Raw genomic sequence first — 21,473 nt, forward strand, 5'->3', positions numbered from 1 at the left:
TCCCTTTACGTCATCGATTAATCAATTTAGTATGCGGTGTTACGCGCGGATCGTCACATAGCCGCGCGCAACTGCCCTCACATAACGGAGTCAGCCCAACCACAACTTGCTCGACAGTCAGCAAGCCATCGGGCTCCCTCCCCACCATTTGATCGGTGAACGTCTTTTTGTCAATCAAGATGTTCTCGCTTTTAACGCCAAGCGCCATTAAGTATGCCTTGACATTTTCACCGCGAACTTCCTTCAATTTTTCCAGGTTCCGTTCATCTTTGTATGCACCGGCAATCACAACTGCCTGAATCTGTACATCAGGCCACTTTTTCGCCTCAATGTACATATTCGCAATGGCGAGCCGGTCTGCGTTAGAAATATCGGTAGCGCCAAATGGCAAATGAGCGCCCATTTCTTCGCCGATCGTACACGCACGTGCCACTGCTGAGAACCAAGGCGTAACCGCTATTGCCGTGATGAATAGCACGGCCGGGAGATTTCTTTTCATCTGGCGACAAACCTGTGCGGCCATGCTACTGAATCACTTTGCTGTTCGGTATCACGCGCGGATCGTTACAAAGCCGCTCGCAACCACCCAAACATATCGGAACAAGGGATACCGCCATTTGATTGAGCGTCGGATTGCCGTTGTCATCAACATCAGGTTTTTCGATGATTCTCGTGTCGACCCAAATGTTCCGTTCATCCACGCCAAGTTGAACGAGGTAGCTGCGAAGAATCGCGGCACGTTGGGCTGCTAGAGCCCTCGGATTGCGCTCCTTGACATAGCCCCCCGCGTAAACAATGCCTCTGATTTCAACATCTGGCCATTGCTTGGCGGCAAGCATCATGTTTGCAATCCTGACCCGATCTGAGTTTGAAATTTCGGTCGAGTTGACCGGAACATTACTTGTCATGTCCTCGGAAATCGTACAGGCGTTTGCAGCACCTACGCTCGCGACAAAGCAGATTGCTACCAGACAACCAAGGGGGGCAGTATTTCTTTTCCTTAACATTGCAAAATCCTTAGTCCGCGAATCCCACGTAACACGCCAAACTGTCGGCATTTCGGATCGCCTTTGTCGGGTTGTCTTGCGCCCAAAATGAAAGCCCAACGCTGACACCGTACATATCGTCGGTCGAGTCGAATACATCCGTGAAATGCGTGCATTCATGAATCAAAGTCAAGACCTGGCAACCGTGCCACAGTTGCGCGCGCGGAGACGTGCAGAAATGCGAATAGATCGCGATGATGCGCTTTTCCGAATCAGGTTTGCAAACGGCAGCGTCGGTATTTCCCGTATCTGGAAGCACGGTGCAACTGAGACTACGCCCGCTCTGCTGATCCCACCGAATTACATTTTCTGGCTTCACCTCTTGCATGGCTTTCAGCAGTCTCGGCAAACCGGCTACCAGTATGCCGCGGGTTGTATCGTCGGCGCTGCCCAACCATTTTTCGCCCGCGCTTGTTCGCTTCCGTCCCATTTCGCCAACTTCGTGATGCGCGTTTGAATCAGGCCAACGGCTTCAGCTTGCGATCTAAGAAATGAGTCACGAAACTCGCTGTTAGTCATATTCGAACAAATCGCCGGCTTATCCAGGTCCAAAAAGATATCGACGTTTGAATTCGGCGTGCGGTTCGTGGTGGCGGTCCCTACTTCGACCCAATCTTCTTGTGGCATATATCCCTCAGTGTTGAATTTCAATCGTCACGTTTTCCGCGCGTGATGTTTCGATGCGCGCGGTTCGTCCCGCCACATCGGTGATGCCGTTTCGGATTACGCCGGACGCAGATCGCACGCGATATCTGACGTGCGCTAACGGTCGGCGGGTTCGGTTATCTCGCAAGACAAACCCCTCATCGAAAAGCACGAGGCTTGTACCTGGACGTGCCGGTTTCTGGTGGCGTTGAGAGACATAGCCCGGCGACTCGGCCATATCTTCGTTGCGAACGGTGTTTTGCATTGTCGCGATCATTCGCGGAGGCGTCCCACACTTGCAAAGCACAATGTCGCCCTCGTGTGCTACTTCGACGCCGCGATGCCAAGGGCGCCGGGGGCCACCCGCTTTAGCAATAGGCCCACTGCTTTTGCATGCGTTGCAATGAACCAAGGCACCGATCAACGCGACCTTATGGCCCATGATCGAAAAGTTGGTCCCGCCGCTGGACTCAATTGCACCGCCCGTTGCCGGCTGGTCGCCGATACACAACAGCAATCGCATCATATGCGTGACCCCGCCGCGTGATGAATTTCGACAATCAAATTTGAGGCTGTGTCCGTCACGACTCGCTCTGTGCGACCGTTCGCATCGGTTACACCCGTCGCCAGGATCTGCAAACCGTCTCTGAGTCGATATTGAACATTCACTAACGGGCGCCGCGTGCGGTAGTCGCGCAGCGTGATTGCTTCGTCGTGATGGCGTAAAAGAGGGATGCCTGACGGCGTATAGCCTTCGGCAGCTAGGAAGTCGCTCGTGAACGACTGTGACATCGTTGATTGCGACGCGATCATGCGCGGCGGTGGCCTGCATTTACACATACCCAGGTCATTTTCAAGGGCCATCTCTTTACCTTTGAATGACGTGTGGTGTCGCGGACCCGTCGCCACGATGTACCCATCCGACTTGCAGGTCGGGCAATATATTGGGCCGCCGACGATAGCTACCGGTGTTCCGTGATGCTTGACTGACTCCTCTCCTTGAGTGACATATGCGCCACTCGTAGATTTGTCGTAAAGCTTAATGGCGTAGCGTTTCAAGTTCTGAATCCTTTTTTTGGGAAGGAAAGTCGAACGAAAGCCCGGCGCATCAATGCGCCCGCTGGATCTCGATAATGATGTTTTGCTTGTCGTCGGTTATCATGCGCCCGGTGCGCCCGGTGCGCCCGGTGCGCCCGGTGCGCCCGGTGCGCCCGTTGGCGTCCGTCTTGCCGCTGGCAATGACGCTAGAACCTGTCTTCATGCGATAGGGGATATTCGCTAACGCCTGATTGGTGCGCCGGTCGCGCAACGTTATTTGCTCGTCATGGCGATAGAGAAACAGTTCGCCGTTAGGTCCGCAGCCCGTTTGTGCCAGTTCATCGGCGGTGTACTCTTCATAGGTGTCGTTTTGCGATGCGATCAAATGTGGCGTGGGCTCGCATTTGCATGCGCCTAAGTCGCCCTCAAGTGCCTGTTCTTTTCCCATCCAATTGTCCGGGAAGCGCGGTCCGATTCCGAGAATTACGCCCAATGATTTACAAGTTGGGCAGAACAGTTTGGCGCCGACAAAGGTTAGCAGAACGCCGTGATGGAAGTCGTTCTCGAAACCTTCGATTACGGTCGCGCCGCTTGTTGTCTTATCTCCTTCCTTTATGAAATTACGTCGCATCGATTCGGCATCTTTTTTAAAAAATGGTCAGAATAGTTTTATCGGGCACATAGACTAAGAGTCAATAAGACGCGTCTCAGAACATCAATTAAATAACTAGGAAACAGAACGGTGGTGCGCTCGATGCACGGAAAAGAGTCCGCTTTAGTGCCACCCAATTGAGATTTGCTTGAAAAAAAGCTGCACTCAGCAACAACCGCGACTTTCTGCAGGGCTCGGCGGCCCCATTGTCAGACGGTCATAGACAAGGCACAGCCTTTAGCAACGCCGCAAAGCCCCCGGTGCTTCGGCGGCCGCTATCATGGCGCAACCAAGCGCGGACACTGCCCATGAAAAGAATGATCGAGGTAGTAGACCTTGGCTTGAAGATGTTGTCGTGCCTCGCCATCATCGGCGGCGGCATGTGGGCGTATTACCAGTTCGACATCGCCGGGTCTACCAGCTGGCAAAACAATCTCGCCCTCGAAACGCAGGTGCTTCCGTACAACGGCGATCTGCGCCTGCTCGTCGTGCATGTGAAGTCGAAGAATCCGCGCAACATCGAATTCGATCTGGTAAAGAAGGACGGCGATTCGTTCGTGCTCCGTGTGCAAAGGGTCGCGGACGATGCTAAGGTCAATGCGATCATCGACCCCGACAGGCGCAGTGTCGTTGTCCCGGATATCGATCTGCTGGCGAACACGGGCGGTGAATACGACTTTGCCCCGATTGCCGAAAAATGGACGACATGCGCACCATTGTGCTGAAGGTCGGTAGCACGGTCGCGCTGACAGCGGACATGGAGACGAACAACGGCACACTTGATGAACACGGCGAGCCGGACACGAATTTCATATCCGCTTCGACGGTGGTGCACATCAGTCCGTGACGCCTGGCAGCTGGCTAGAATTTGCGATTGTCGGCACGGCTACAATGCCGGATCGCTTCCTTGCGGATACCGTATGCAACTCCTTGTCGCAATGAATTTCGTCGACGATCTTGACGCCATGACGATTGAGCGCCTTACCCGACAATCGATTCGCGGTTGTTTTTCGCGTGTTCCTTCGGGATCGTCCATTCACCGGTTTCGAAGTTCAGGGACGCCCACTCACCCATGCACGTCTCGCGAATACGCTTGCCAGTCGACACCATGATCAGCATTAGCAGCTTCGCCTTTACCGGCAGAGTCGATCGGGCAAGCCGCCGAGCAAACTCGCGCAGCTCGGCGTCATCGAACACACGCGTGCCCTCGTGTTCCTCAGGGTCGTAGTCGCCTACGATCACGTCCTCCCTCTCCATACCGAGCAAGTCGGAATCGATCAGCATGCGGCAATATGGATGGCGCTTGTCGGCCCATCGCAACATCTGCATCAGGATCGCGAACGCGCTAAGTGCGGTAGGGGTTTGACCGGCAGCGGAGATTGCCGACAACGCGGTAAACACCCGCAAGCGCGTTAAATCGCCAAGCCTAATCTTCCCGAAATGCGGTTTTAAGTGTAGATGCCAAACGCATGCAATTTGCTTCCCGCCGTCTTTCCGCCCCTTGCGGCCGCGCTTGACAGATACCGTTGCGAACCACCCCCTTCAAGCCGCCGACAACACCTCGACAATCTTGCGCCGATACGCAATGCCTTCGGCGTTAAACAGATGGCAATGCTCAGGCAACGCGCCAAGCTTCAGCACTTCGCCACGCGAATGGCGCTCGAGCGGCGGAATCCGGGCGATGATTCCCTCCGGCGCCACCGTCGACTCCGAGTACAGATAAGCGGCATCCCCGAGCGACTCGACGGCCATCGTCTTCGCCGATACTCCGTGCTCCACCGTCGCCGCCGTCCCTGCATGCAGATGCTCCGGACGAATCCCGACCGTCACGGAATCGCCGACCTTGGCACTTCCCGGCTCCACCGCCGTCAGTTGGGTCTCGCCCGTCTCATACTTCACCAGCACGCCGTCGCTTAACACCTGCGTCACTTCGGCGTTAAAGAAATTCATCTTCGGCGAGCCGATAAAACCCGCCACGAACTTGTTCTGCGGCGCGTGATAAAGCTGGTTAGGCGAACCGACCTGCTCCACATTCCCCGCCGACAACACCACGATCTTGTCAGCCAGCGTCATGGCTTCCACCTGATCGTGCGTCACATAGATCATCGTGGTCTTGAGCTCGTCGTGCAGCCGCGCAAATTCCAGGCGCATCTTCACGCGCAACGCGGCGTCGAGGTTGGACAGCGGTTCGTCGAAGAGGAACACCTTCGGCTTGCGCGTGATCGCGCGGCCGATCGCCACCCGCTGACGCTGGCCGCCCGACAATTGCTTAGGTTTCCTATCGAGCAAATGATCGATGTGCAGGATCTTTGCGGCCTGCTGGACAGCTGCATCGATTTCCGGCTTTTTCGTGCCGGCGAGCTTCAGACCAAACGCCATGTTGTCGTACAGCGTCATGTGCGGATACAGCGCGTACGACTGGAACACCATCGCAATCCCGCGCTTGGCCGGCTGCAGGTCGTTCACGCGCACGCCGTCAATGGTCAGGTCGCCGCCGGTGATATCTTCCAGCCCGGCGATCATTCGCATCAGCGTGGATTTTCCGCAACCGCTTGGGCCCACGAACACGACGAACTCGCCGTCCGCGATATCGAGGTTCACGCTGCGAATCACTTCCGTTTCTTCGTAGCGTTTGTTGATGTTGCGCAGATTCAGGCTTGCCATGATGGAGTCTCCGTCTTTAACTTGGCTTCGTTTTCTGCGAGCAAGAGGCTCACGGCAGTTCGAAGCTTGCGTTTTGCAGCCACTGCCCGACGAGCGCGGGGAGTTGCCCCATCTCGTCGAACACGACACTTGCGCCAGCACGTTTCAGCGCATCAATCTGTCCTTCAGTTGCATGACCGCCGCCCAGGAAACCGAGCACGGTCATGCCCGCCGCCGCCGCCGCGGTGACGCCGGTCACGCTGTCTTCGACCACCACGCAGCGTTCAGGTGCGACTCGCATGGTCCGCGCCGCCGCGAGGTACACGTCGGGCGCGGGTTTCGGGTTCGGCACTTTATCGGCGCAAAACAACCGCTCGCCGAAAAACCGCACGAGGCCCGTGCGGTTCAGCACGGCTTGCACATACGACGTAAAGCTGTTGCTCGCGCAGGCCTTGCGCAAGGAGATCGCCGCCAGCGCGGCCTCGATTCCATCGACTGCCGGCCCTTCCACGGCCGCGGCTTCCACGACCACCCGGATTGCGTCGATCTGGGCTGAATCGAGGGTCCGGCCGAGCGCTTCAGCCGTTCGCAGCAGCACCGTTTCGATCCGCAGCCCGAGCAGCGGCGTGACGATCGGTTCGGCATCCACGCCGGGCCAGAGCGCCTCCATTTCCTGCACGAGCACGCGTCCCGCAATCGCTTCGCTGTCGATCAATACGCCGTCGCAGTCGCAGATCAGCAGATGTCCGTCGAGGGCATCGGCTGGAGCGAGCACGCCCGGTACGCCGGCTTGGGACAAGTTCAGGTTCACTGGATCTACCTCGCGTTCCACCTCGGGTCTAACCTCATTTCACCGCGCCGAAGGTCAGGCCGCGCACCAGTTGCTTCTGCGACAACCAGCCGACAATCAGGATCGGCGCCACGGCCAGCAGTGAAGCCGCCGAAAGCTTGGCCCAGAACAAACCTTCCGGACTCGAATACGACGCAATGAACACCGTCAGCGGCGCCGCGTTCGAACTCGACAGGTTGATGCTCCAGAACGCCTCGTTCCACGACAGGATCACGAGCAGCAACGCGGTGGATGCGAGCCCGGGCAGCGACATCGGCATCAGCAGGTAGACGATTTCCTGCCACGTCGCCGCGCCATCTATACGCCCCGCTTCCAGGATGTCGCGCGGGATTTCGTTGAAGTACGTGTAGGACATCCAGACGGCGATCGGCAAGTTGATCAGCGTGTAGACGATGATCAAACCCCACACCGTGTCGAGCATGCCGGTGTTTTTCCACAGCAGGTAGATCGGCACGAGCACGCCCACCGACGGCATCATCTTCGTCGAGAGCATCCACAGCAGCACTTTCTGCGTTTTCTTCGTCGGGAAAAACGCCATCGCATAGGCGCACGGCACGGCGAACAACAAACAGATCACCGTGACGCCGACCGAGATCAGGATCGAGTTCCAGGCAAACGCAAAGTAGTTACTGCGCGCGAACACCTCGCGGAAACTGTCCAGCGTGGGTGTGAAGATCAACGAAGACGAATACGCTTGCTGCTCGGTCTTGAACGCCGTGATGGTCATCCAGAAGATCGGGAAAAACAGCAGCAGCGCGAACAGCCACGCGATCACACCCAGCACGCCACGCTTGAGCGTGTCGAGGATCGGCACGGACGTTGTTGCGGTAACAGGATGGCTCATGATTCGTACTCCCCTTTCAGGTTCTTCGCGAGCATGCGCACCAGGAAGAACGCAACGACGTTCGCCAGCACGACCGCGAGAATGCCGCCGGCGGAAGCCAGGCCGACGTCGAATTGCTGCAGGCCGAGCGCATAGATCAAGTACGACAGGATGGTGGTCGCAGTACCTGGGCCGCCGCCGGTCGTCGTATAGATTTCAGCGAAGATGGAGAGCAGGAAAATGGTTTCCATCATCACCACCACGGCAATCGCGCGTTTCAAGTGCGGCAGCGTGATGTAGAAGAACATGGCGAACGCGCCCGCGCCGTCGATGCGTGCCGCTTCCTTCTGCTCCTGGTCCAAAGATTGAATCGCGGTGAAGAGAATCAGGAACGCGAACGGCAGCCACTGCCAAGCAACGATCACAATCACCGCAAAGAGCGGATAGTCGCCAAACCAGTCGATCGGCTGGAGCCCCAGCGATCGCATCAACTGCGCGATCAGGCCATATACCGGATGCAGGATCATGTTCTTCCAGATCAGCGCGCTGACCGTGGGCATGACGAAGAACGGCGCGATCACCAGCAGCCGCGCAATGCCCTGGCCGTAGAACTTGCGATCGAACAACACGGCAAGCAGCACGCCGCCCACTACCGTGATCAGCAACACCGATCCAATCAGCGTCAGCGTGTGAACAATCGAGGGCAGGAAGGCCGGATCAGTGGCCAGGAATTCATAGTTGTCGAGACCGGCAAACCCTTTGACGTCGGGGTTGAGCAGGTTGTATCGGGAGAACGAATACCAGATGGTCATCGCAAGCGGGATGGCCATCCACAGGAACAGTACGGCGGTCGACGGCATGATGAGCCAGCGGACCGACTTCGCGCGCTTCTTGTCGCGCGCCGCGGCGGATTCCGCGTAACCGTCTGTGAGGGGGGGATTAAGTTGACTCATGATCGTGTCACCTCTCGATGATGATGCGCAGGCCGCGCGCTTGACGCTTCTTCACAGAAGCGGCGCGGCCCGCTGTCCTACATTAGGCGCAACAAGTTGCTGCTTTGGGCCCTTACTTCTGGTACCCGGCCTGTTTCACGGCACGATTGGCTGCGGCGTTGCCGGCCGTCAGCGCGGCATCAACAGTCGTCTGTCCGGCCACCACACCGGCGATCGACTGGCCAACCACGGTACCGAACGACTGGAATTCAGGAATCCCGACGAACTGAACACCGGTGTACGGCACCTTTTGCAGCGTTGCATCGGTCGGGCTCGCCGATTCGATCGCGCTCAGCACGAAGTCGCCGAACGGTGCCGCTTTCTTGTATTCCGGATTGGCGTAGGTCGACTTGCGCGTGCCCGGGGGAACCGAGGCCCAGCCTTCGTCCTTCGCGGCCAGTTCGATGTACTCCTTCGACGTAGCCCAGGTCGCGAACTTCTTCGCGGCATCCTGCGATTTCGAGGTTTTCGGAATCGCGAGCGACCACGACCACAACCAGTGGTTGCCCTTCGGCGTGACCGCGACCGGCGCTGCCGCGAAGCCGATCTTGTCAGCCACTTGCGACTGCGCCTTGTTGTACAACATGCCCGCCGCCACCGTTGCGTCGATCCACATTGCGCACTTGCCCGAGGACATCAACGTCAGGTTCTCGTTGAAACCATTCGAGCTGGCTCCCGGAGGGCCGTCGCTCTTGAGCAGGTCCGAGTAGAAGGTGAGGGCCTTGTGCCATTCCGGGGTATTAAGTTGCGCCTGCCATTTTTCGTCGAACCAGCGGCCGCCGTACGTATTCACGACGGTGGAGAAAAACGCCATGTTCTCGCCCCAACCCGCTTTGCCGCGCAGGCAGATGCCGTACTGGCCTTTGGATTTGTCGGTGAGCTTGTCGGCGAATTGCTTGATCTGGTCGTAGGTCGGCTGGTCGGGCATCTTCAGGCCGGCGGCTTCGAACAGGTCCTTGCGGTAATACGTCATCGAACTTTCGACGTAGAACGGCAGCGCGTACAACTGGCCGTTATACGAGAGGCCGTCGCGGGCGGTCTTCACCACGTCGTCGAGATCGTAACTGGCCGGCAGGTTCGTCATGGGCGCGAGCCAGCCGCGCTTGCCCCACTGCGGCGCTTCATACGTGCCGATCGCCATCACGTCGAACTGACCGCTGTTCGTGGTGATGTCGGTGGTGGCCCGCTGGCGCAGCACGTTTTCTTCCAGGATGACCCACTTCAGTTGGATATCCGGATTTGCTTTTTCGAATGCCGGCGACAGCTTCTTCAACTCGATCATGTCCGGGTTGTTGAGCGTCGCGATCGTCACGGTCGCGGCCTTTGCGGCGATTGGCGCAATGGCTGCAACGGCGAATGCAGCGAATGCGAGCGAGCGCATCGGCAGGTTCTTGAGGGTGAAGTTGGCGCGTTTCATGTTGTTTCGTCTCCTTTATCGTTAGCACGGGCGCTGGTGCTGCGGGCTTGCCTGATGCGTCGATCGTTGAGTTGATCGTTGCGTTGCTTGAAGCAGTCGATACTCGGGTAGTACAGGTGTTGCTTTAATGATCTTCGCTGCGCCTTCTTGGCGGCAACGTTCGGATGCATGCGTGTGTTTGCACGCATGCAAGGCGAGCGTTCAACTCATCCAGTTGCCGCCGTCCACGTTCAATGTTTGTGCCGTGATGTAGTCCGCATCCGCCGATACGAGGAACAGTGCCGCGCCCGTCAGGTCGAACGGCCGGCCCATGCGACCCAGCGGCACGGCCTCTCCAACCAGCCGTTTTTTCTCGCCGAGCGGGCGGTTTTCGTACTTCGCGAAGAGCGCGTCGACCGTCTCCCACATCGGGGTATCCACAACGCCCGGTGCGATGCTGTTCACGTTGATGCCATGTTGCGCAAGACCCAGCGCGGCTGATTGCGTGTAGCTGATCACGGCGGCCTTGGTTGCGCAATAGTGGGAAACTAGCGCCTCGCCGCGGCGTCCCGCCTGCGACGACATGTTCACGATCTTGCCGCCGCGGCCCTGCTCCACCATGCGCTGCGCCACGAGTTGCATCAGGAAGAACATGCCTTTCACGTTGACCGAGAAGAGCCGGTCGAAGACGTCCCAGGCTTCGTCGAGAATCGGGCGCATGTCGAAGAGCGCCGCGTTATTGAACAGGATGTCGATACCGCCAAACTTCTCGACGGCGGACGAGACGATGCGTTCAAGGTCTTCGCGCTTCGTGACATCGGCTTTCAATGCCAGCACGCGCCCCGCGCTATCCGGGAACCGCTGCGCCAACTCTGCTTCGTCCTTCAGATCGACGACGACGACTTTTGCGCCCTCGTCCAGAAATCGTTTCGTGACTGCTTCACCAATTCCGCTTGCCGCACCCGTCACGATTGCTACCTTGTCCTGCAGTCTCACGGCTTTCTCCGGTTCGTCTCTGATTCCGCTGCTTGAAAATTCCACACTTGAAACGCGTCATGGTGAGCGAACGCTCTTTGCGCGATCAATTGCTCTCTGATTGGTCGAATGATCGGTGAGGCGCGAGGCGGTGTCAAGGCACGCCGCCATGTTTCGATGGTGCGGCGCGCAAAGCACGTCAAAACTGCGGGAAAACCCCAACCGGCGGGGGTTTGCGGGGAATTGGCCGCCCCTCGGGGATGGCCTTGGACAGGCGTTTGTAATACGTCAGTGGATGCAATCGATAGTGATACGTTATATCATCGCGGTCGACTCGAACGGCCGTAGCAGCGCGCGTCGGCGTGATCGCCATGCTTCGCGGCAAGCGCGCAGAACGCCGTCGCTACGCACACCGCAACCCTCTATCCACCCTCATTGCAGGAAACACCATGAGCAAACTTGCCACCGCCATCCTGACCTGCGCCGCCCTTTTATCTGCCAGCTTCGGCGGCACAGCCACGGCGCAAACGGCGTCTACAGGCGTGGTACCCGTGGTCGCGGCCGAGAATTTCTATGGCGACGTCGTGCGTCAGCTCGGCGGCGATCATGTCCAGGTGACGAGCATCCTGAGCAACCCCGACGAAGATCCGCATCTCTTCGAAGCGAGCCCGAAGACCGCGCGCGCGTTGCAGAATGCGGCGCTTGTCGTGTATAACGGCGCCGACTACGATCCGTGGATGGACAAGCTGCTGTCGGCGTCGAAGGGCAAGGGGCGCACGACCATCGTCGCGGCGCAACTGACGGGCAGGAAATCCGGCGATAATCCGCATCTCTGGTACGACCCGGCGACCATGCCGACGGTGGCGAAGGCGGTGAGCCAATATCTGGTCCAGGCGGACACGGCGCACAAGGCTGACTACGATGCGCGTCTGGCGACGTTCCTGGCATCGGTGAAATCCATCGACGACAAGGTCGCCGCGCTCAAGAGCCAGTTCAAGGGCGTACCCGTGACAGCAACGGAACCGGTGTTCGGTTATATGTCAGATGCGATTGGCCTCGACATGCGCAACACCCGCTTCCAGCTCGCGGCGATGAACGACACGGAACCGAGCGCGACGGATATTGCCGCGTTCGAAAAGGATCTGCGCGAGCGTCGCGTGCACGTGCTGATCTATAACAGCCAGGCTACGGAAGCACTCACGAAGCGCATGTTGAAAGTGGCCCACGATTCACACGTGCCGAGCATCAGCGTCACCGAGACGCTGCCCGCCGGCAAGACCTTCCAGACATGGATGACGTCGCAGCTCGACGCGTTGTCGGTTGCGCTGCAGGGAAAGACACAATGACAGGATGTGGCACTAGACCGATCGCGCTTTCGGGCGCGTTGCAATGACGGCTCCGGACACGCGTTCAGCGCGCGTTAAGGCGGGCGCGCTGGAAGTCGAGCACGTCGCGCTCGAGCTCGGCGGGCGGTCGATCCTGAAGGACGCCAGCTTCAGCGTCGCGGCAGGCGAGTTTATCGGCGTGCTGGGTCCGAACGGCGCCGGCAAGACCACGCTGATGCGCGCAATGCTGGGGTTGCTGCCGTTATCGAAGGGAACAATACGCGTGAACGGCGAGGCGGTCGTGCGCGGTAATCCGTCAGTTGGCTACATGCCGCAAACGCGCAGCGGTCTTGCCGGCCGACATCTACGCGGCCGCGATTTCGTCGCCATGGCCGCCGATGGTCATCGCTGGGGCCTGCCGCGCGCGAGCGCTGCTGCGCGTGCCGATGTCGATCGCGTGCTCGATCTGGTCGGCGGTCGGACGCTCGCCACGCGGCCGTTGTCCGAGTTGTCGGGCGGCGAACGGCAGCGTTTGCTGCTCGCACAATGCCTGCTCGGCGACCCGAAACTGCTGCTCCTCGATGAACCCCTGATCAGTCTCGATCCGCGTCATCAAACCGGCGTGGTCGATCTCGTGCGCAGCGTGCAGCGCGAACTCGGCATTACCGTGCTGTTCTCCGCCCACGAGCTCAATCCGCTGCTCAACTCCATCGACCGTGTGCTGTACCTCGGCAATGGACGCGCGGCGCTCGGTACGATCGATGAAGTCATCACGAAGCCCGTTTTATCGCAGCTATATGGGTCGCCCATTGACGTGATGCGCGTGAACGGACGCATCTTCGTCATGGCCGGCGACGTGGAAGTCGACAAGCTCGATCACGCGCACGAAGACGGTCCCGAAGGCCATTCTCATTCCCACGACCACGATCACGGCCACGATCACGGCCACGATCACGGCCACGCTCATCACCACACCGGAACGCATTCCCACGATGTTTGAATACGAGTTCATGCAGAACGCCTTCGCGGCGTCGGGGATTGTCGCGGTGCTCGCTGGCGTGGTCGGCTATTTCCTCGTGTTGCGCGGTCAGACCTTCGCGGGTCACGCTTTATCGCACGTGGGGTTTACCGGCGCGACCGGCGCCGTGCTGGTCGGCATGTCGCCGCTCTGGGGCATGATCGGCTTCACGCTCGTGGCGGGTATAGGCATGGGTGCGCTTGGCGAAAAGCTGACCGGACGCGATGTCGCTATCGGCGTGATCCTGACGTTATCGCTCGGGTTTGGCTTGCTGTTCCTGCACTTCTTTACCGCGTACGCCAGCCAGGCGACCGCGCTGCTGTTCGGCAATGTGCTCGGCGTGAACCATGACACGCTCGTGGTGCTGGCCGGGCTCGCAGTGGTCAGCCTCGGCGCGCTCGCGATCATCATGCGGCCGTTATTGTTCGCTTCATTGCAACCGGAACTGGCCGAAGCCAAAGGGGTTTCGCTGCGCCTCGTATCCATTCTGTTTCTTGCGATCACGGCGCTGGCGGTGGCGGCATCGACTCAGATAGTGGGCGTTTTGCTGGTCTTCGCGCTGATGGTGGGACCGGCCGCGGCGGCGCAAAACGTAGCGACGCGGCTGTCGACCGGTGTGCTGCTCGCGGCGGTTTTCGCGCTGGGGCAAGCGTGGTTGGGATTGACGCTGGCGTATTACACCGACTGGCCGACCAGCTTCTGGATCACGATCCTGGCGGCCGGGGTTTACGGGTTGAGTTTGTTGGGACGGAAATGAACTGATCTCAACCGAAAGCGCACCACGCGTTTCCGCTTGACCCATTCTCAAGCACACAGCGTGCGTGCATGAAACGCAATATGCTCGCCGATAAACGTCGAGATGAAGTAATACCCGTGGTCATACCCGTCATGCCTGCGCACGGTCACCGCCTGCCCTGCCGCCTTCGCCGCCGCTTCGAAGATCTCCGGATGCAACTGCGCAGCGAGGAAGTTATCGGCGAGACCCTGGTCAATCAAAATCCCTGCTTCAAATTTCGACGCTGTGTTCTTCACCAGTTCGCTCGCGTCATACTGCTTCCACGTTTCCCGATCCTCGCCGAGATAGCCTGAAAAAGCCTTCACGCCCCAAGGGCATTGCGAAGGCGCGGCGATTGGCGCGAATGCCGACACCGACTTATAAATGTCCGGGTTCTTCAATGCGAGAACCAGCGCGCCGTGACCGCCCATCGAGTGCCCGAAAATGCCCAGCCGATCCTCACGCACCGGCAGTTCCGCCAGCACCCCCGCACGCAGATCCTGCGTCACATACGAGTACATCCGGTAATTGCGCGCCCACGGTTCCTGGGTTGCATCGACGTAAAATCCCGCGCCCACGCCGAAGTCCCACGCAGCGCTTTCGTTCGGCACGCCCGCACCACGCGGGCTCGTATCCGGCGTGATCAGCGCGATGCCGTGCTCCGCGGCATAACGCTGCGCGCCGGCCTTGATCGGAAAGGTTTCTTCCGTGCAAGTCAGACCCGCCAGATAAAACAACGCGGGCACTTTCCCTGTCGATGCTTCGGCCGGCAAAAACACCGAGAACCGCATCGGCAAGCCGATCGATGGCGAGTCGTGTTTATAGGTTCGCTGTACGCCGCCCCAGCACCGATGTTCTTCCACAAGTTCTAGCATTGCTTCATCCCCTCGATTTTTTCGCCAAGGCAGGGCGCCGTCTTTGGCGCGCCGCCCCAGCACGCGCTTCGCTCAATACAACACTACCGAGCGGATCGATTCGCCCTTCTTCATCAGGTCGAAGCCTTCATTGATGCGTTCGAGCGGCAGCGTGTGTGTGATCAGGTCGTCGATATTGATCTTGCCTTCCATGTACCAGTCGACGATCTTCGGCACGTCGGTACGTCCGCGTGCGCCGCCGAACGCCGAGCCCTTCCATTCACGTCCCGTGACCAGTTGGAACGGCCGCGTGCTGATCTCCTCGCCCGCCGCCGCCACGCCGATGATGAACGACTGGCCCCAGCCCTTGTGCGTGCATTCCAGCGCCTGGCGCATCACCTTTGTATTGCCGATACATTCGAACGAATAGTCCGCGCCGCCATCGGTGAGCTGAACGATGTGGTCGACGACATTCGGTACTTCGTTCGGGTTGATGAAGTGCGTCATGCCGAACTTTTTCGCAAGTTCCACGCGGCGCGGGTTGATATCGACGCCAATGATCTTGTCCGCCCCGACCATCTTCGCGCCCTGGATGACGTTCAAGCCGATACCACCCAGCCCGAACACCACCACGTTCGCACCGGCCTCGACCTTCGCCGAATACACGACCGCGCCCACGCCCGTCGTTACGCCGCAACCGATGTAGCAGATCTTGTCGAAGGGCGCATCTTCACGCACCTTCGCGACCGCGATTTCAGGCACGACGATGTAGTTCGAAAACGTCGATGTACCCATGTAATGGAACAACGGCTTGCCGCCGATGGAAAAGCGCGACGTGGCGTCCGGCATCAGGCCGCGACCCTGCGTGGAACGAATGGCCTGGCACAGATTGGTCTTTCGCGACAGGCAGAACTTGCACTGGCGGCACTCGGGTGTATAAAGCGGAATGACGTGATCGCCCTTCCTCAAGGTGCCCACGCCCGGGCCGACATCGACCACGATACCCGCGCCTTCATGCCCGAGAATGGCCGGGAAGATGCCTTCCGGATCAGCGCCCGAGAGCGTGTAGTAGTCGGTATGGCAAATGCCGGTCGCCTTCACTTCGATCAGCACTTCACCCGCGCGCGGCCCTTCGAGGTCGACTTCCTCAATGGTGAGCGGCTTTCCGGCTTCCCATGCAATAGCGGCTTTGGTCTTCATGTCTGGCTCCTTTCGTTGATCGTTGATTCAGAGTGGGCAGGCGGTGCGTTGCACTAGGTCAGGACACAACGTTTAGTACTTCGTAGCATGCGCCCATGGTGTGATAGTCGACCTTGCCGGCCGGGCTTTTTTCGTTACTGTATTTCGTATTGTCGCGAGCGAGTATCCGGTACCACGCGCCCCATTTGTGATCGACGAAGTGGTCCCAGCTATACGCCCACAGACGGTCGTAGTCGTTCCAGTAACGCTCTGCCGTGGCCGTGTCACCGGCTTGCGTGGCTTGATCGGCAAGCAATGCGGCAGCGGCAAGTGACTCTGCCTGGACCCAGAAATACTTGTCCTCGTCGTAGAACTCGCCTTTGATATCGAAACCGTAAATCATCCCGCCGTGTTCGTGGTCCCACGAAAATTCCAGCGCACGATCGAACAGTTCTCGTGCGCGCGTGACGTGCCATGGGTCCGGACGATGCCGGTCGAGAATCAGCAGCAGCTTCGCCCATTCGGTCTGATGACCCGGCTGGAATCCCCACGGCCGGAAAATGTTGGTCTTGTCGCCCTTGTTGTATTCCCAGTCGACCGACCAGTCCGGCTTGTAGTGCTCCCAGACCAGGCCGCCGGCGAGCTCAGCCTGACGATTGACCATGTTGACCGCGAGCAGCCCGGCACGGTCCAGGTAACGCACATCCTGCGACGCCTCGAACGCGGCGAGCATCGCTTCGCAGGCGTGCATGTTGGCATTTTGTCCGCGATAGTCCGACACCACCCAGTCCGCACTCGCTTCGTCTTTGTACAGGCCGTGGGCCGCGTCCCAGAAGTGCGTCTCCATCAGGTCCCAGGTTTCTTCCAGGTACCCGCGCGCTTCTTCGTATCCGGCTTCCAGCGCCTTCGCATACGCCAGCACGACGAACGCAAGGCCGTAGCAATGATTGGTCGCGTCGGTGACGTCGCGGCCGCTGAGCGTCCACGCATAACCGCCGGTCTGCGGATTACGATGAAACTCACGCAGGTATTCAATGCCATGACGCACGCCGCCGCGATACTCATCGAGCCCGAAGTGCTTGTAGGCCATTGCGTAGTTGAAAACGAAACGCGTGCTCGACACCAGATGCCGCGACTTACGGTCATAAAGGGTGCCGTCATCCTTGTAGAAATGATAAAAACCGCCCGCCGGGTCCATGCAGTGCGGGTGATAAAAGGTCATGGTCCGCAGTGCGTGATCGAGCAGGAACTCACGCGAGCGAAAGTCGGGATGTGTAGCCGGGGACGTGGTTGTATCGGACATATTTCGTATGAGGCCGTTCGTGCTGTCTCGTGGATTCGCGTGGATTCGCTTGGATTCGCCTGGGCGAGCGTTAGTGTAAGCGGAGGTCGAAAAGGTGCATTAAAACCGGCTCGCGTTACGCTGGTATAAATCGATGAAACACGTATGACGATACGCCAGATCTGCATCGTTACTCGGCGATGCCATCCGTGTCCCCGACGGCGCCAATGCCGCCAGATCCACCGCGTGCCAGGACCAGGCAAACGCGACGGCTTCGAAAACCGCGCGCATCATCGTGCCGCGTGTGTCTCCTGGACCGAGTCCGAGCCAACCCGCCCTCGCCGATGGATTCATCCACGGCGAACCGTACGCGGCGCTCGCGAACGCACGTTCGTGACCGTCTTCATCGAAGATAGCGAGTTTCAGCGATGCCGTGCCCAGATCGATGCCAAGAAATCGCATGCGGATTCGTAGAAAAAGTAAGCGGTAAAAACGGGTTGCGACGGGTTTACCCGCTGCCCGCGCCGCGTCTCCGGAAAACAGACTATGCGGGGCAACAGATAACCATCATAACCATGCCGGGTATCTGGACGCCCTGCCGAGCGCGACGCAAATCGTCCTTCGCCCGCCAGCCGTGGCTTCACCGCGCCACACGCGATATTAAGGCACTCGCGGCATATCAGCGCGGCTAAGGGGGCCATACGCCAACGTCGACTTGTTCTCGCTTTTTGCGCCACGTACCTTGAATCACTAATTCGAGGGACACGCTCGGATCAACGCAAATAAATTTGCATGGGACCGGAGTAAGCGCATGGGACCAGAGTCAGCGCCAACTCCCGGTCGACATATGGAGACAGAAACGACATGGCATCAAACCAGGTTCATCCGTGCGACGAACGGTTACCCGCCGCCCAGTTGCTTACGCTCGGCATTCAGCATGTACTCGTGATGTACGCGGGCGCCGTCGCGGTCCCGCTGATTCTCGGCGCGGCACTGAAGCTGCCGAAAGACCAGATCGCGTTCCTCATCAGCGCCGATTTGTTTTCGTGCGGCGTCGCGACCCTCATCCAGACGTTAGGCCTTTGGATCTTCGGCATCCGCTTGCCGGTCATCATGGGCTGCACGTTCGCGGCCGTCGGCCCGATGGTCGCCATCGGCACGAATCCGGGGCTCGGCATTCTCGACATATTCGGCGCGACGATCGCGGCGGGTATCGTGGGGATCTTTCTCGCACCGATGATCGGAAAGTTGCTGCGATTCTTTCCTCCCGTGGTGGTCGGCACGGTGATCGCGGTGATCGGTTTGTCGCTGATGGGCGTGGGTATCAACTGGGCGGCCGGCGGTGTCGGCAATCCAGAGTATGGCAATCCGGTTTATCTGCTGCTGGCGCTTGTCGTGCTCACGCTGATCCTGATGATCAACAAGTTTGCACGCGGGTTTATCGCGAATATTTCGGTGTTGCTGGGCATCGTGGCGGGGTTCGGGATTGCCATGTCGCTTGGCCGAGTCGATCTCAACGGCGTGACGAGCGCGCCTTGGGTCGGCATCGTGCTGCCGTTTCACTTCGGCCTGCCGCACTTCGACCCGCTTTCCATTGCAACGATGATCATCGTCATGTTCGTCACGTTCATCGAATCGACGGGCATGTTCCTCGCCGTCGGCGACATGGTCGAGCGTCCCGTCGATCAGGATGCGCTGGTGCGCGGACTGAGAGTGGATGGATTGGGGACGTTGATTGGCGGGATCTTCAACTCGTTTCCACATACGTCGTTCTCGCAGAACGTTGGCTTGATCGGCGTCACGGGCGTGAAGAGCCGGTTCGTCTGCGCGACTGGCGGCGTGATCCTCGTGGCGCTCGGGTTGTTTCCGAAAATGGCGCAGGTGGTGGCGTCGGTGCCGCCGTTTGTGCTTGGCGGTGCGGGTATTGTCATGTTCGGCATGGTCGCGGCGAACGGGATCAAGGTGCTGTCGAAGGTCGACTTCGTCAAGAACCACCACAACCTGTTTATCGTCGCGGTGAGTATCGGCTTGGGGCTCGTGCCGGTCGTCGCGCCGAAGTTCTTCTCGCAGTTACCGCATGCGCTGGAACCGATCCTGCATAGCGGGATCTTGCTGGCGTCGGTGTCGGCGGTGCTGTTGAATATCGTGTTCAACGGGGTGAAGAAGGAACGCGAAGCGACGTGTGCAATCCGTCATGCCGGAAGGGATTTTGATGGGACGGCGAAGGTTGAGCACTGAAGGGGTAAGTCGAATCGCTACGAATGCAGGCCTGAGAGACAAAAAAAAACCGCAGCCCCAAAAGGTGCGGTTTTTCAACATCTGAACAACTTACAACTTAACCGGCCGATCCCACTGCTTTCCCGTTGGCATCAACCTGGGGCTTCGCCACCGGCACCAGATGCTGCACCGGCACCAGCTTCGCAGGACCCGTCGAAGCCGAGCTGACCGTCGTACCGGAAGCCGCAGGCGCGGAAGCCGCCGTCGGCGTGCCGATATCGCGGTAATTCGGCATTGCATCCGAAGGACGTGGCTGATCGCCCGCATGCTCGACCCAGCCGCCGCCCAGCTCACGATACAAATCGACGAGATTCGTCGCCCGGTTCAGCCGCGCCGTAATCAGCAACTGCTGCGCGGTGTACAGGTTTGTCTGTGCCGTCAGCACGGCGAGATAGTTGTCCACGCCGTTGCGATATCGCATATCCGACAACTCCAGCCCACGAGCCTGCGACTTCACATACGACTCGAGCGCCTTGATCTGCTCGTCGTACGTGCCGCGCGCGGCCAGCCCGTCCGCCACTTCGCGGAACGCCGTCTGAATCGCCTTTTCGTAATTCGCGATCTCGATGCGCTTCTGGATCTGAGCCAGATCCAGGTTGGCCAGGTTCGTGCCGCCCTCGAAAATCGGAATCGAGATTTGCGGTGCGAACGACCACGCCGCCGAACCCGGCTTGAACAACGTACCAAGCGAAGGCGCCAACGTCCCGAAGCTGCCGGTCAGCGAAATCTTCGGGAAAAACGCCGCGCGCGCGGCACCGATGTTCGCGTTCGCCGCGAGCAGCGAATGCTCCGCCGACACGATATCCGGACGCCGCACAAGCAGGTCCGAAGGCAGCCCGGCCGGGATATCGGCGAGCAGATTCTGACTGTCGAGCGGCAAGCCCGGCGCCAGATCTGCCGGCAACGGCTCACCGACCAACAGCACCAGCGCATTCTCGGCCTGCGCCCGCAGACGCAATTGCGACTGCAGGTTGGAGGCGGCCTGCTGCAGGATGCCCTCGGACTGGGTCACGTCGAGTTCGGTGCCCACGCCGTTATCGAATTGCAGCTTCGTGATCCGATACGACTCCTGCGCCGTCTTCAACGTGTTGCGCGTGACGGTGAGCTGGTCGTCGTCCGACAGCATGGTCAGGTACTGATCGGCGACTTGCGACACCAGCGAAATTTCCGCCGCCTTGCGTGTTTCCGCGAGTGCGAAATACTGCTCGAGCGCCTGGTCCTTCAAGCTTTGAATTCGCCCGAAGAAATCGATTTCCCAGGACGCATTCACACCGACCGAATACTGGTTTGAGATCGTCTGGTTAAACAACGACAGATCCCTCGGCGTGCGCGACTTCGTCTGCGACCCGACTGCGTCGAGCGTAGGCAGCAACTCGGCACGCGTGATCTGATACTGCGAGCGCGCCGCTGCCACGTTGAGCATGGACACGCGCAGATCGCGGTTGTTCTTCAGCGCGATTGCAACGATCTGCTGCAAGCGCGCGTCGACGAAGAAATCGCGCCAGCCGATGTCCACCGCCGGCTTTGCCTGCGCCGAGCCGCTTGGTGCCGCCGACGACGCCGCGTCCGGCTGCTTGTCATAAACCCCGCCCGTCGGGAACGTCTGGTCGACGGGGGGCGCCGGGCGCTCGTACTTCGGCGCCATCGTGCAGCCAGCCGCAAAAAGCGCGACCGCTGCCGCCATCAAGGAGTGTTTTAGCATC

24 protein-coding genes and 1 pseudogene are annotated in these 21,473 nt (G+C 59.3%); 6 read left to right on the forward strand and 19 right to left on the reverse strand.

Annotated elements, in window-relative coordinates; all coding sequences use genetic code 11:
* Window positions 1-10 precede the first annotated feature (10 nt).
* The 7 genes from BSU04_RS24155 to BSU04_RS24180 form a co-directional block, all read right to left on the reverse strand.
* Window positions 11-523, reverse strand: a complete 513-nt coding sequence (locus BSU04_RS24155) for a hypothetical protein (RefSeq protein ID WP_256983263.1) — start codon at window positions 521-523, stop codon at window positions 11-13.
* Between the two features lies 1 nt (window position 524).
* Complete coding sequence (locus BSU04_RS24160; RefSeq protein WP_089162947.1) at window positions 525-842, reverse strand: hypothetical protein; 318 nt, start codon at window positions 840-842, stop codon at window positions 525-527.
* Window positions 843-1,017: 175 nt separating this feature from the next.
* The gene (locus BSU04_RS47875) at window positions 1,018-1,440 is read right to left on the reverse strand and encodes a M35 family metallo-endopeptidase (protein WP_256983264.1); all 423 of its coding nucleotides are present in this window, start codon (window positions 1,438-1,440) and stop codon (window positions 1,018-1,020) included.
* Entirely contained in the window at window positions 1,401-1,673 is a 273-nt protein-coding gene (locus tag BSU04_RS47880) for a hypothetical protein (RefSeq protein WP_256983265.1), read from the reverse strand. The genes BSU04_RS47875 and BSU04_RS47880 overlap by 40 nt, the downstream gene beginning before the upstream one ends.
* 7 nt (window positions 1,674-1,680) lie before the next feature.
* Entirely contained in the window at window positions 1,681-2,217 is a 537-nt protein-coding gene (locus BSU04_RS48885) for a PAAR domain-containing protein (RefSeq protein WP_179258425.1), read from the reverse strand.
* A complete protein-coding gene (locus BSU04_RS24175; RefSeq protein WP_179258426.1) occupies window positions 2,214-2,750 on the reverse strand; it encodes a PAAR domain-containing protein in 537 nt (178 codons plus the stop codon). The genes BSU04_RS48885 and BSU04_RS24175 overlap by 4 nt, the downstream gene beginning before the upstream one ends.
* A 49-nt stretch (window positions 2,751-2,799) precedes the next feature.
* Complete coding sequence (locus BSU04_RS24180) at window positions 2,800-3,360, reverse strand: PAAR domain-containing protein (RefSeq protein WP_089162949.1); 561 nt, start codon at window positions 3,358-3,360, stop codon at window positions 2,800-2,802.
* 329 nt (window positions 3,361-3,689) lie between these two features.
* On the opposite strand from BSU04_RS24180, the gene BSU04_RS24185 reads away from it, so the two are divergent.
* Both BSU04_RS24185 and BSU04_RS46600 read left to right on the forward strand, forming a co-directional pair.
* Window positions 3,690-4,106, forward strand: coding sequence for a hypothetical protein (locus BSU04_RS24185; RefSeq protein ID WP_144021335.1), 417 nt, complete (start codon window positions 3,690-3,692; stop codon window positions 4,104-4,106).
* Entirely contained in the window at window positions 4,088-4,228 is a 141-nt protein-coding gene (locus tag BSU04_RS46600) for a hypothetical protein (RefSeq protein WP_179258427.1), read from the forward strand. Before BSU04_RS24185 ends, BSU04_RS46600 begins: the two co-directional genes overlap by 19 nt.
* A gap of 134 nt (window positions 4,229-4,362) precedes the next feature.
* On the opposite strand, the gene BSU04_RS24190 is transcribed toward BSU04_RS46600, so the two are convergent.
* The 7 genes from BSU04_RS24190 to BSU04_RS24225 all read right to left on the reverse strand — a co-directional run bounded on the left by BSU04_RS24190 (window position 4,363) and on the right by BSU04_RS24225 (window position 11,081).
* The gene (locus BSU04_RS24190) at window positions 4,363-4,782 is read right to left on the reverse strand and encodes a tyrosine-type recombinase/integrase (RefSeq protein WP_089162951.1); all 420 of its coding nucleotides are present in this window, start codon (window positions 4,780-4,782) and stop codon (window positions 4,363-4,365) included.
* Between the two features lie 141 nt (window positions 4,783-4,923).
* Window positions 4,924-6,045, reverse strand: coding sequence for an ABC transporter ATP-binding protein (locus BSU04_RS24195; RefSeq protein ID WP_089162952.1), 1,122 nt, complete (start codon window positions 6,043-6,045; stop codon window positions 4,924-4,926).
* 49 nt (window positions 6,046-6,094) lie between these two features.
* Window positions 6,095-6,799: an HAD family hydrolase gene (locus BSU04_RS24200; RefSeq protein WP_089163078.1), complete on the reverse strand. Its 705-nt coding sequence runs from the start codon at window positions 6,797-6,799 to the stop codon at window positions 6,095-6,097.
* A gap of 70 nt (window positions 6,800-6,869) precedes the next feature.
* Window positions 6,870-7,718, reverse strand: a complete 849-nt coding sequence (locus tag BSU04_RS24205; protein WP_089162953.1) for a carbohydrate ABC transporter permease — start codon at window positions 7,716-7,718, stop codon at window positions 6,870-6,872.
* Entirely contained in the window at window positions 7,715-8,650 is a 936-nt protein-coding gene (locus BSU04_RS24210) for a carbohydrate ABC transporter permease (protein WP_089162954.1), read from the reverse strand. The genes BSU04_RS24205 and BSU04_RS24210 overlap by 4 nt, the downstream gene beginning before the upstream one ends.
* Window positions 8,651-8,762: 112 nt before the next feature.
* Window positions 8,763-10,070 (reverse strand): ABC transporter substrate-binding protein, encoded by a 1,308-nt coding sequence (locus tag BSU04_RS24215; RefSeq protein WP_089163079.1) that lies wholly within the window; start codon window positions 10,068-10,070, stop codon window positions 8,763-8,765.
* Window positions 10,071-10,307: 237 nt separating this feature from the next.
* Window positions 10,308-11,081, reverse strand: a complete 774-nt coding sequence (locus tag BSU04_RS24225; protein ID WP_089162956.1) for an L-iditol 2-dehydrogenase — start codon at window positions 11,079-11,081, stop codon at window positions 10,308-10,310.
* Between the two features lie 428 nt (window positions 11,082-11,509).
* Between BSU04_RS24225 and BSU04_RS24230 the strand changes: the two genes are divergently transcribed.
* Genes BSU04_RS24230 through BSU04_RS24240 form a run of 3 tightly spaced genes read left to right on the forward strand, consistent with a single transcriptional unit; the run spans window position 11,510 to window position 14,160 of the window.
* Window positions 11,510-12,406: a metal ABC transporter solute-binding protein, Zn/Mn family gene (locus BSU04_RS24230; protein WP_089162957.1), complete on the forward strand. Its 897-nt coding sequence runs from the start codon at window positions 11,510-11,512 to the stop codon at window positions 12,404-12,406.
* 43 nt (window positions 12,407-12,449) lie between these two features.
* Window positions 12,450-13,385 carry an ABC transporter ATP-binding protein gene (locus BSU04_RS24235; protein ID WP_089162958.1) on the forward strand — a complete coding sequence of 312 codons (936 nt, stop codon included), beginning with the start codon at window positions 12,450-12,452 and terminating at the stop codon, window positions 13,383-13,385.
* A complete protein-coding gene (locus BSU04_RS24240; RefSeq protein ID WP_089162959.1) occupies window positions 13,378-14,160 on the forward strand; it encodes a metal ABC transporter permease in 783 nt (260 codons plus the stop codon). The genes BSU04_RS24235 and BSU04_RS24240 overlap by 8 nt, the downstream gene beginning before the upstream one ends.
* Before the next feature lie 47 nt (window positions 14,161-14,207).
* Here the strand turns inward: BSU04_RS24240 and fghA are convergent, their stop codons facing one another.
* The 4 genes and pseudogenes from fghA to BSU04_RS47885 form a co-directional block, all read right to left on the reverse strand.
* A complete protein-coding gene (fghA, locus tag BSU04_RS24245; protein ID WP_089162960.1) occupies window positions 14,208-15,053 on the reverse strand; it encodes an S-formylglutathione hydrolase in 846 nt (281 codons plus the stop codon).
* Window positions 15,054-15,125: 72 nt separating this feature from the next.
* Window positions 15,126-16,232, reverse strand: a complete 1,107-nt coding sequence (locus BSU04_RS24250; RefSeq protein ID WP_089162961.1) for an S-(hydroxymethyl)glutathione dehydrogenase/class III alcohol dehydrogenase — start codon at window positions 16,230-16,232, stop codon at window positions 15,126-15,128.
* A 58-nt stretch (window positions 16,233-16,290) separates the two neighbouring features.
* On the reverse strand, window positions 16,291-17,514 hold the full coding sequence (locus BSU04_RS24255; RefSeq protein WP_089162962.1) for an AGE family epimerase/isomerase: 1,224 nt from the start codon (window positions 17,512-17,514) through the stop codon (window positions 16,291-16,293).
* A 99-nt stretch (window positions 17,515-17,613) separates the two neighbouring features.
* Window positions 17,614-17,856 (reverse strand): annotated as a pseudogene (locus tag BSU04_RS47885) (hypothetical protein); the annotation flags it as partial.
* Between the two features lie 501 nt (window positions 17,857-18,357).
* Here BSU04_RS47885 and BSU04_RS24265 point away from each other — a divergent pair.
* On the forward strand, window positions 18,358-19,731 hold the full coding sequence (locus tag BSU04_RS24265) for a nucleobase:cation symporter-2 family protein (protein ID WP_089162964.1): 1,374 nt from the start codon (window positions 18,358-18,360) through the stop codon (window positions 19,729-19,731).
* Between the two features lie 97 nt (window positions 19,732-19,828).
* On the opposite strand, the gene BSU04_RS24270 is transcribed toward BSU04_RS24265, so the two are convergent.
* Window positions 19,829-21,472, reverse strand: coding sequence for an efflux transporter outer membrane subunit (locus tag BSU04_RS24270; RefSeq protein ID WP_089162965.1), 1,644 nt, complete (start codon window positions 21,470-21,472; stop codon window positions 19,829-19,831).
* Window position 21,473 lies beyond the last annotated feature (1 nt).

Source organism: Caballeronia sordidicola, from assembly GCF_002220365.1.
GTDB lineage: Bacteria > Pseudomonadota > Gammaproteobacteria > Burkholderiales > Burkholderiaceae > Caballeronia > Caballeronia sordidicola_C.

What these genes read in the sequence shown, in the direction of transcription:
- BSU04_RS46600 (WP_179258427.1), top strand. Translation starts at nt 4,088, where the DNA reads ATGCGCACCATTGTGCTGAAGGTCGGTAGCACGGTCGCGCTGACAGCG.
- BSU04_RS24235 (WP_089162958.1), top strand. Translation starts at nt 12,450, where the DNA reads ATGACGGCTCCGGACACGCGTTCAGCGCGCGTTAAGGCGGGCGCGCTG.
- BSU04_RS24195 (WP_089162952.1), bottom strand. Translation starts at nt 6,045, where the DNA reads ATGGCAAGCCTGAATCTGCGCAACATCAACAAACGCTACGAAGAAACG.
- BSU04_RS24255 (WP_089162962.1), bottom strand. Translation starts at nt 17,514, where the DNA reads ATGTCCGATACAACCACGTCCCCGGCTACACATCCCGACTTTCGCTCG.
- fghA (WP_089162960.1), bottom strand. Translation starts at nt 15,053, where the DNA reads ATGCTAGAACTTGTGGAAGAACATCGGTGCTGGGGCGGCGTACAGCGA.
- BSU04_RS24155 (WP_256983263.1), bottom strand. Translation starts at nt 523, where the DNA reads ATGGCCGCACAGGTTTGTCGCCAGATGAAAAGAAATCTCCCGGCCGTG.
- BSU04_RS24185 (WP_144021335.1), top strand. Translation starts at nt 3,690, where the DNA reads ATGAAAAGAATGATCGAGGTAGTAGACCTTGGCTTGAAGATGTTGTCG.
- BSU04_RS48885 (WP_179258425.1), bottom strand. Translation starts at nt 2,217, where the DNA reads ATGATGCGATTGCTGTTGTGTATCGGCGACCAGCCGGCAACGGGCGGT.
- BSU04_RS24250 (WP_089162961.1), bottom strand. Translation starts at nt 16,232, where the DNA reads ATGAAGACCAAAGCCGCTATTGCATGGGAAGCCGGAAAGCCGCTCACC.
- BSU04_RS24270 (WP_089162965.1), bottom strand. Translation starts at nt 21,472, where the DNA reads ATGCTAAAACACTCCTTGATGGCGGCAGCGGTCGCGCTTTTTGCGGCT.
- BSU04_RS24215 (WP_089163079.1), bottom strand. Translation starts at nt 10,070, where the DNA reads ATGCGCTCGCTCGCATTCGCTGCATTCGCCGTTGCAGCCATTGCGCCA.
- BSU04_RS24265 (WP_089162964.1), top strand. Translation starts at nt 18,358, where the DNA reads ATGGCATCAAACCAGGTTCATCCGTGCGACGAACGGTTACCCGCCGCC.
- BSU04_RS24230 (WP_089162957.1), top strand. Translation starts at nt 11,510, where the DNA reads ATGAGCAAACTTGCCACCGCCATCCTGACCTGCGCCGCCCTTTTATCT.
- BSU04_RS24180 (WP_089162949.1), bottom strand. Translation starts at nt 3,360, where the DNA reads ATGCGACGTAATTTCATAAAGGAAGGAGATAAGACAACAAGCGGCGCG.
- BSU04_RS24240 (WP_089162959.1), top strand. Translation starts at nt 13,378, where the DNA reads ATGTTTGAATACGAGTTCATGCAGAACGCCTTCGCGGCGTCGGGGATT.
- BSU04_RS24160 (WP_089162947.1), bottom strand. Translation starts at nt 842, where the DNA reads ATGATGCTTGCCGCCAAGCAATGGCCAGATGTTGAAATCAGAGGCATT.
- BSU04_RS24210 (WP_089162954.1), bottom strand. Translation starts at nt 8,650, where the DNA reads ATGAGTCAACTTAATCCCCCCCTCACAGACGGTTACGCGGAATCCGCC.
- BSU04_RS24205 (WP_089162953.1), bottom strand. Translation starts at nt 7,718, where the DNA reads ATGAGCCATCCTGTTACCGCAACAACGTCCGTGCCGATCCTCGACACG.
- BSU04_RS47880 (WP_256983265.1), bottom strand. Translation starts at nt 1,673, where the DNA reads ATGCCACAAGAAGATTGGGTCGAAGTAGGGACCGCCACCACGAACCGC.